The following is an 8,791-nucleotide window of genomic DNA, read 5'->3' on the forward strand; positions in this document are numbered from 1 at the left end:
TTAGCAGTTTTTGCAGATGTGGATTTGCTAGCCTTAGCACTTGACTTTCCTGCGGTTTTTGAAGCTGCAATCTTGCTACTAGTACTAGAGCTTTTCCGACCTGTAACCGGAGATCTTGATGCGGTGTTCAGAGCCACATTGAGACTTGAATCACCTTGATTACTTAACTGTTGCATATACTTAACATGTGCTATGGTAACATATCGCAGATTGTACTAGATATGTTATTATAAAACCTTAAAAGTGTAGGTATGAATTTTATCATATCGAGTGTATCCTGGCATAAGGAATTGAATATGCGGAACAAATCCAAATTGGGGCGATGGATTCAGACCGCAGTTTAAGTTGTATATTTGCGAGAACACTGCTGTGAAAAAAAGTTTTGTAATAATAGATGCATATGGATTTCTATTTCGTGCGTATTATGCACTTCCCAGTCTGAGCACATCTTATGGAATGCCTATAGGTGGGGTATACGGATTTATTAGTATCTTGCTCAAACATCTGTCTACTTATCTCTCTGACTATTTGGTGGTGGTTTTTGACTCAGGTACGAAAAATTTTCGCCATGCTATGTATCCAGAGTACAAAAGTAATCGTGCTCCTCTTCCTGAAGAACTCATAAAGCAGTTTGCCCCCCTGAGAGAGGTTGTCCAAGCTTTTAATATTGCCAGTGAAGAGGTAGAGAATTATGAAGCAGATGACGTAATTGCGACCCTGTGCGCAAAGTATGCATCCGACGATATCACGATTAGAATTCTCACTGCAGATAAGGATATGCTGCAGTTGATAGGGAAAAATGTTCATGTATATGACCCTATAAAAAGCAGGTACCTTGATAATGAGTACGTAATTGACAAGTTTGGAGTATCTGCAGATAAGCTATTGGATGCATTGGCTCTTACAGGAGATGCATCTGATAATGTTCCTGGTGTTCCCAGTATTGGGATAAAGACCGCTGCGAAGCTTATCAGTGAGTTTGGATCGCTGGACAATGTTCTACGCGATGCCGAGAAAATAGAGAAAAAGAAATGTCGTGAAATGCTTATACAGCATGCCGATCAGGCCATTCTTTCACGCAATCTCATATCTTTATATAATGCTGTTGATATAGGCGGTGACCTTGAGAAGTATGTTCATAAGTCTCCTGACGTTAAATGCATAAAGGAATTTTTGGAAAAGTATGAACTAGCATCTCTTACCAACAAAGTTGAGAGATATTACCAAATTTCGCTTGAGTGTGTACATGCTGAGACAGAAGAAGGTGAAACTGATGAGAGTCAAGAGCGAGAAGAAGATTCTGGACTTGGGGAGTTTCTTCTCAGTAAATGTGAGTACAGTGGGATTCTGGCTGTACACACTACTGAGGAGGAGGAAGGAAAACTAAGCAGCATTTCGGTCGCATATGATGAAGAGAGCGTATTTACTGTAAAGGGGGAAGAACTAGACGGTTTTATTGAGACGATAAGTCCCATACTGAGGTCTGAATCAATATTGAAGGTTGTGTACGACGCGAAGTCTATCATGAGGTTTTTTCCCGAAATAGTGGCCTTCGATGACATCATGATAATGTTTTATACCCTTGATGCAGCTAAGCATGATAGCAGTTTGGATGGTATACTTCTTTCTTATCTAAAAATCAGGAACTCACAGAAAGTCTCCAAGGCCAAGCTGCTCATAAGACTCCATAGGCTGATGAAGCTTAAAATATTTGAAGCAAGGTTGTGTACTGTGTACTACGCATTAGAAAGGCCTCTCATAAAAGTGATATACGACATGGAGAGAGTGGGCGTTCAGATAGACATGCCGTCATTGAAAAAACTTTCTGATGATTTTTCATACCACATACATGCTTTGGAAGAGGAGATATATGATCTTGCAGGCTGCAGATTTAACATAGCCTCATCACAACAACTTGGTAAAGTGTTATTCGAAAATTTGAGGTTAGGAAAAGCTAGAAAGATGTTTTCGGGGGTGTATTGCACTAATGCAGATGTTTTAGGGGCAATGTCTGAAAACGGAGAAGTTATTGCAGACAAGATTCTCAAGTGGCGCCACTTTACTAAACTTAAAAGTACATATACCGATGCTTTGATGAGGCAGTCTGACAGTGGCGATAGAATCCACACAAGCTATTCCATGGTGTCTACGGTAACGGGTAGAGTAAGTTCTAGTAATCCCAACCTTCAAAACATTCCGATTAGAAGCAAAGAAGGAGGAGAAATTCGCAAGACATTTGTTGCGCGTCCTGGGTACAAGCTAGTATCAGCAGATTATTCGCAAATGGAACTCAGGATTATGGCTCATATTGCGGATGTAAAGCTGTTTAAGCAGGCTTTTTCTCAGGGAGAGGATATACACTACGTGACTGCGCAGCAGATGTTCGCGGGGAGAGAGATAGATGAAGAATTGAGAAGAAGTGCAAAATCAATAAATTTCGGAATTCTTTATGGTATGGGTGTAAGGGGATTATCACGGAATGTGGGGCTGGTAAAAGCAGATGCAAGCGAGTACATGGAGCAGTATTTTCGATCCTATCCGGAAATTAAGCGTTATATGCAGGTGACGAAAGCGTATGCAAAAAAGTATGGATATACTACCACAGTTTTTGGTAGGAAATGTTTTATAAGTGGAATAAACAGCAGTAGGCGCGCCACTAGAAGTAATGCTGAAAGAGCGGCAATCAATGCTCCCATACAAGGTACGGCTGCCGATATTTTTAAGAAAGCCATGATAGCTGTGTCAGGTGCATTAAAAGCGGGACACATGGTTATGCAGGTGCATGATGAACTGGTAGTGGAAGTACCTGAAAATGAAGCGGAATCCACGGCCAGACTCATGAAGGAAATTATGGAAAGTGTTGTAAAGTTCTCTGTGCACATGGAGACTGATGTGAGTATAGGAGATAATTGGGGCGAGATGGCTAAGGTCAGAATTTAAGGAAGAATTATACTTAATAATGACGATAGAATTTAGAAGCCGGTACTATGATAGCTTGAAAGACTCACAACTCGGATTATAATCACGAAGGCATTGTCGAGGGATTGCTGCTGTGCTGGTGAAAAAGGAAACTACAAGTGACTGTTGTGCCGGGGAGGTTATAGTTTCCGCCTCTTTGCTGTCTGCGGACTTCTCCAACTTAAGAGCATCGATAGAAGCTGTAGAGCTTGCAGGTGCAGATTGGATACATGTCGACGTTATGGATGGGTGTTTTGTCCCCAGTTTAACTATCGGACCTGTAGTGATTTCCGGAATAAGGAGTTGCACTGACATGGTCTTGGATGTCCATCTCATGGTTAATTCGCCAGCTGATCACCTTCAAAGTGTTATAGATGCCGGTGCAGACATGGTTACGGTACATCTAGAGTCCGAGATGCATCTATATAGGTTTATAGACAGAGTTAAGCAGTGCGGCAGGAAAGTTGGAGTATCAATTGTTCCTAAGACTCATCCTAGTGTTCTTGAGTATGTTATAAATGACATAGACATGGTCCTTGTTATGTCGGTAGACCCCGGGTTCGGGGGGCAGAAGTTTATCACATCTCAGTTGGAGAAAATAAGCAACATTAGGAAAATGATAAACGACAAGTCCTTGAACACAAAAATAGCGGTGGATGGGGGAGTTTCTTTATCTAACGCGCCAGATATAATAACGGCTGGAGCGGATATACTAGTAATGGGCACAGCGCTATTTAGAGCTCAGGACATGGCGGGTACCGTAAAAAGTTTGAAGTCACTTTCAGGTAACACATGAGCATTAATATGGGGAAGGATTCCTTACTTGTTATATGTGCGACAGTAGGTAGACAATTTTTGGGGCTCCTAGTTCTAATAGGTAAGGTATCGATATTTTGTTTCAAGGCTGTTTATCATAGTGCTGTTCCTCCATACTATTTGCGCATAACAGCAAGGCAATTTTTTGAAATGTGGTTCTTTTCCCTGCCAATAGTGGGAGTAACATCCATATTTACAGGTGGAGCGTTAATATTGCAGGACATTCTTGTTGGGGGGAGTAAAGTTGCAGGAAGCTTTATGGCGGGTGTCGTCGCTGTAGGAATTGTGAGAGAATTGGGCCCAGTACTTATGGGGCTCATTGTTGCGGGAAGAATAGGCGCTGCAGTTGCCGCAGAAATAGGGAGTATGCGCATTACTGAGCAGATAGATGCGTTAGTCACTCTCAATACCGACCCCTTCCACTATCTAATAGCTCCACGCGTTGTAGCGCTAGCACTAGCTATGCCAGTGCTTATCATTTACACGGACCTCTTAGGCATATTCGGTGGGTATGTCATCGGAACTTTGGCATTGGGGTATGATCATGAAGAATATATAGGGGGAGTGATAGAATTTTTACAGCTTGGGCACATAATTGAGGGAGTAGTTAAGTCGGTATCTTTTGCATTTGTGATATCTCTAGTTAGTTGCTACAGCGGGTATCACTGCGAGGTAGGTGCTCGAGGTGTTGGTGCGGCTACCACACACGCGGTAGTAGCTTCTTCAATGCTTATTATATTGCTTAACTATGTGATCACTGTTTTTTACGTGTAGCAAATTATGTATGCCGTATCGCTCTCGAATCTTCATATGTCCTTTCAGCGGAAAGAAGTACTTAAGGGGGTTGACTTAGATATTTCTCATGGAGAGTCTCTCGTAATATTGGGAGAATCAGGCAGTGGTAAGTCTGTACTGGCGAAGATAATTTTGGGACTCATGACTCCGACCCAGGGTAATGTTTTTGTTCACGGTGAAAGTATTTTAGAAAATAGGAGCAGAATAATAAGAGATTTTAGCGTGCTATTTCAAAATTGTGCGCTATTTGACAGCCTTACAATATGGGAGAATGTGGTATTTGATTTTCACAGAAGGCTAAATGTAAATAAGGCACGAGCTAAAGAACTTGCTAGGTTCGGATTGGAATTGGTGGGTCTAGAGCCAAGCATAATGAACGCGTACCCAGTTGAGCTATCTGGTGGCATGAAAAAGAGGGTGGCTCTCGCTAGAGCAATTATTGGAAGACCTAAGATACTCATATTAGATGAACCAACATCAGGCCTCGATCCGATAATGTCTGATGTTGTTACTGACATTATTGTGAGGTGTCATAGCGAATTCAAGCTTACTATCATCACCATCACGCACGACATAGGCAGTGCTGTTCAAGTTGCAGACAGAATTGCTGTGCTCAAAAGTGGAAAGATTATTGTGTGCGACACCGTAGAAAAAATAGAGATGTGCCAAGATCCATATGTGTCCAAATTTATGAGATTGGGAATGCGCAAATAGCAGGAACAGCGCTTTCTTTGTGAATTGCAAGATTTAAATTTTAATGTTTTTGTTCATAAACGTTTCAATATCCTATACTCTGTGTTCAATATTTATTAAGAAATTAATAAATATCAGAACGCAATTACTACCCTCGATATGTGGATTGTGCTAGCGGATACAATTTGTGTCATAGTGCATTCGTAATTCTAACATGTACGTATATGCGCTCTGCAGCGCCTATTTTGTTTTTAACGTTAACACGGTTATGAAAGGTTTATGTCAGGCAGCACAATAGAAAAAATAGCATACGCTCTTGAGAAACAGGATAATTCATGGCTCCCGCTCTTATCTGCGATGTCAACAAAGGAAATTCTTGAAGCACGGTACGAAGGAGAGGACACTATACTATCTTTACTGATAGGCGCAACAATTCTGTTTCCCAAGAAAAACCCCAGTATCTTTGATGCACTTAGCGGAATATGTCGCAATGTATATGAGAAGATAAACACACGGATTGAAACTCCTGTAGTGGGGCCTTTGCTGGAAAAGATGGGTAAGTTGTTCGCTCCGAAGCAGGGAAATGTTCCAGATCAGGAGGAAAACAAGAAGATTGAAGAGTCTATTATAAAGCTGAGCGCAACTTTTCCACACATTGCTGAAGGGATACGCATCATAGCTGAAAAATTTGAGGCTACACGCTCTTCATACGCACAGGATCAAGTCCTACAAGAAGAATTTCACGGAAAGGTGGAGAAGTTTTTACAATTGGAAAATGTTGAATACATATTTGGCGGAAAAGATGGGCAGTTCTGCTGCAAAAAAAGCTGTGTTTACATAATGGCTCTGCAATATTTTTTCTACACAAGTTGTCCCAAAATACAGGTTCTATTGCTTGAGCCACTAAGGGCGTTATTTTTGGGTTTTTCTGGCTATTCTTTAGATGCGCGAGGAGCACGTCCAGTACATTATGCATTGTCAATGTGCGGTGGCACGTTAGAAGAAGAATTCTACGGAAGCATCTTGAGCAGACTCTTGGTGGAAGAGGAAAAGAGGTGTGGTAGCTCAGAGTTACAGGATATAGATACGCAGGACAATATGGGTAACACCTTGTTGCAATACGCGTTGTCATCCGTGTACTGCTCACCCAAAGTAGTATATGAAGTTGTAACTCGCTTCAAAAAAGCAAGTTCTACGGCGTATGCAAGCGAGTACTCCACTACGGAGATGATGATAGCAAATATACCGTACTACGCGCTGTTTTTTTCACTGGAATGCATGAATGCCACTAAAAAGGATACGTTATCTGATGCTAATAAGAGTTTGCGGGAATCAATGAGAGTTGGTGAGTTAGCTGGTATACGGCAAGCAGTAGCAAGGGTAGCTTCAGAGAATAAGGGTATACATGACGCCGTACTAAACCTGTCCAGCGTTTATGATACCGTATTAGGAGTCGTGTACGGGATTGATGAAAAAATCTGTGCTGCATCAGATTCTGCATTGCAAGGAAAAAGCAACCGCATAGAGCTTATTACAAAGCTCTTGCACGACTACAAAACGCTGCTAAGCAATATGTGCGCTGATTCTGACATTGAGTCAGAGGAACGAGACGGTTTTACGTCCATGCACATGGGAGCAATTTTCGGCTGCTACAAAGTGAACAGTTCTATTGGTGCCAGAGATGCGGCGAAAGAAGTTGTGCACATTATGCTACAAAATCCTAAGTACATAAGGAAAGCTTCCATTACTGCAGGATATGCAAAAAATGCGAGAGCTTGCGCAGAAAAAAAGAAGAACCCAGGCAGTGTAAATGAGTGGGTATACGACGTCCGCTCCATACGAATTAACAGGTTTTTTGCGACGATGGCCATGCTGGGCCAGAAGAGTTCTTCGTTTTTGGAAAGAAACCTGGGTGTCTTAAAAGAGACGGAAGATACGATAAAATACTGTAAGACAAATAAAGGCATCTGCATAGCAGGAACCTTTATTGTGCCAATAATATCTGCGTCACTGTCACTAGTGGAAATGATTGCTGTCATCCAGAGTGCTTTGCTTGAACCACGCTTTAAAATCGGGTTATCACTAGTGGCGTGTAGTCTCGGTGTAATATCTATTTCTACTGCATATCTGTGCTATAGGTACGCTACACGCAAGGCCGCCCGTGATATTACATTTATGGTAGAAAACTTCAATATGTACAAAACAAACTCTGCAAAGAATAGTGCAGATCTGTTGGAATGTGCAAATCCGTACATGAGTGTACAGCGAGCTATAGAATACGTGCAGCCAGAAGAAGCCGTAGCAGATGTGAGTGTATGTAGTGATAGTACAGCAAGCGCAAGGAAAGTGCGTGCTAGTAGTCTTCCAAATTTACGCAAAGATAATGATGTAAAACCCCTCCCAGGAGATAGTGATATGTGTCGCACGAGTAGTATGTGTGATTTCAATAGAGACGGTGACGATAGATTATCTGGCAGGGAAGTTCAACAAGGCAGCCTACGTGGCAATGTGGGGCATGTTTCGAGAACTAGAAGTAGGAGTACATGTCGTACAAGTAGTATGCGTGATTTCAATAGAGATGGTGACGATAGATTATCTGGCAGGGAAGTTCAGCAAGACAGAATACGTCTCAATGTGGGGCATGGTTCGAGAACTAGAAGTAGGAGCACATATCACGCGAGTAGTGTGCACAATCTGAGAAAAGATGGTGATGATAGGTTGTATAGAGAGAAAACTACGCAAGGAAGTGCGCACCTTTAAATGTGTACAGTAACACGATCAGCAGGGTCTCTGTGTAGTGCTTTGTAAGAACTGCGCAAGTTTATATCTGCATTCGGAATCCGGTAAAATGTGCAGGTGTGAGAGAGCTTTATCTGCATACTCTAGTGCAAACTTTCTTGAACGCTCTATTGCATCACACTTTTCCATGTAGCGGTATACCACGTGGAAATCAATGTCGTCACTGGAAGAGAGAAGATGCTGGAGCGCATCGCGTTCGTCAGTTTCTAGGCTGTCATATGTTATAATCAAGGGTAATGTGACTTTCTTATCCAAAAGATCTTTGCCTGGGTCTTTACCTAGGTCGCTTTTAGTTGCTGTGTAATCTAGAATGTCGTCCAAAATCTGAAATGCCATGCCGAAATTATACCCAAACTGTTTTAAGGCATGCCTGTACGCATCTGATGCATCGTGGAGAATAGCAGAAGATTCGCATGCGGCAGAAAAGAGAGCGGCAGTTTTAGCGGATATTATCTCCAAGTATTTACTTAGTGTGATGTTAGGGTCTTTGCTGTAAACCATCTGCTGCACTTCCCCGGTAATCATGATACTCGACGCATCTGAAAGCACGGATACTATTGGCAAACTATCGCAAGCTACAACCCATTGGAATGCCACAGCAAGAAGAAAATCTCCCACTAAAATGCTCGTTTTGTTGCCCCATATTGCGTTTGAAGTCTTCACCCCTCTCCTGAAAATACTTTCATCCACAACATCGTCATGCAACAAAGTGGCGCAGTGTATGAACTCT

Annotated in this window: 6 protein-coding genes; 5 read left to right on the plus strand and 1 reads right to left on the minus strand. The window is 42.0% G+C overall.

The window, feature by feature from the left end; translation table 11 throughout:
- Nucleotides 1-369: 369 nt before the first annotated feature.
- The 5 genes from polA (at nucleotide 370) to R4I06_RS03720 (ending at nucleotide 8,022) form a co-directional block, all read left to right on the plus strand.
- On the plus strand, nucleotides 370-2,940 hold the full coding sequence (polA, locus tag R4I06_RS03700; RefSeq protein WP_334414205.1) for a DNA polymerase I: 2,571 nt from the start codon (nucleotides 370-372) through the stop codon (nucleotides 2,938-2,940).
- Nucleotides 2,941-3,058: 118 nt separating this feature from the next.
- Complete coding sequence (gene rpe, locus R4I06_RS03705) at nucleotides 3,059-3,754, plus strand: ribulose-phosphate 3-epimerase (RefSeq protein WP_334414206.1); 696 nt, start codon at nucleotides 3,059-3,061, stop codon at nucleotides 3,752-3,754.
- Nucleotides 3,751-4,548, plus strand: a complete 798-nt coding sequence (locus tag R4I06_RS03710) for an MlaE family ABC transporter permease (RefSeq protein WP_334414207.1) — start codon at nucleotides 3,751-3,753, stop codon at nucleotides 4,546-4,548. Before rpe ends, R4I06_RS03710 begins: the two co-directional genes overlap by 4 nt.
- Before the next feature lie 6 nt (nucleotides 4,549-4,554).
- The gene (locus R4I06_RS03715) at nucleotides 4,555-5,283 is read left to right on the plus strand and encodes an ABC transporter ATP-binding protein (protein ID WP_334414208.1); all 729 of its coding nucleotides are present in this window, start codon (nucleotides 4,555-4,557) and stop codon (nucleotides 5,281-5,283) included.
- A gap of 258 nt (nucleotides 5,284-5,541) precedes the next feature.
- Nucleotides 5,542-8,022, plus strand: a complete 2,481-nt coding sequence (locus tag R4I06_RS03720; protein WP_334414209.1) for a hypothetical protein — start codon at nucleotides 5,542-5,544, stop codon at nucleotides 8,020-8,022.
- Between the two features lie 18 nt (nucleotides 8,023-8,040).
- On the opposite strand, the gene R4I06_RS03725 is transcribed toward R4I06_RS03720, so the two are convergent.
- Nucleotides 8,041-8,791, minus strand: a 751-nt coding sequence (locus R4I06_RS03725; RefSeq protein WP_334414211.1) for a polyprenyl synthetase family protein, incomplete at its 5' end; no start/stop codon positions are given.

The organism is Anaplasma bovis (assembly GCF_036903315.1).
In the GTDB taxonomy this organism is placed as follows: Bacteria; Pseudomonadota; Alphaproteobacteria; order Rickettsiales; family Anaplasmataceae; genus Anaplasma; species Anaplasma bovis.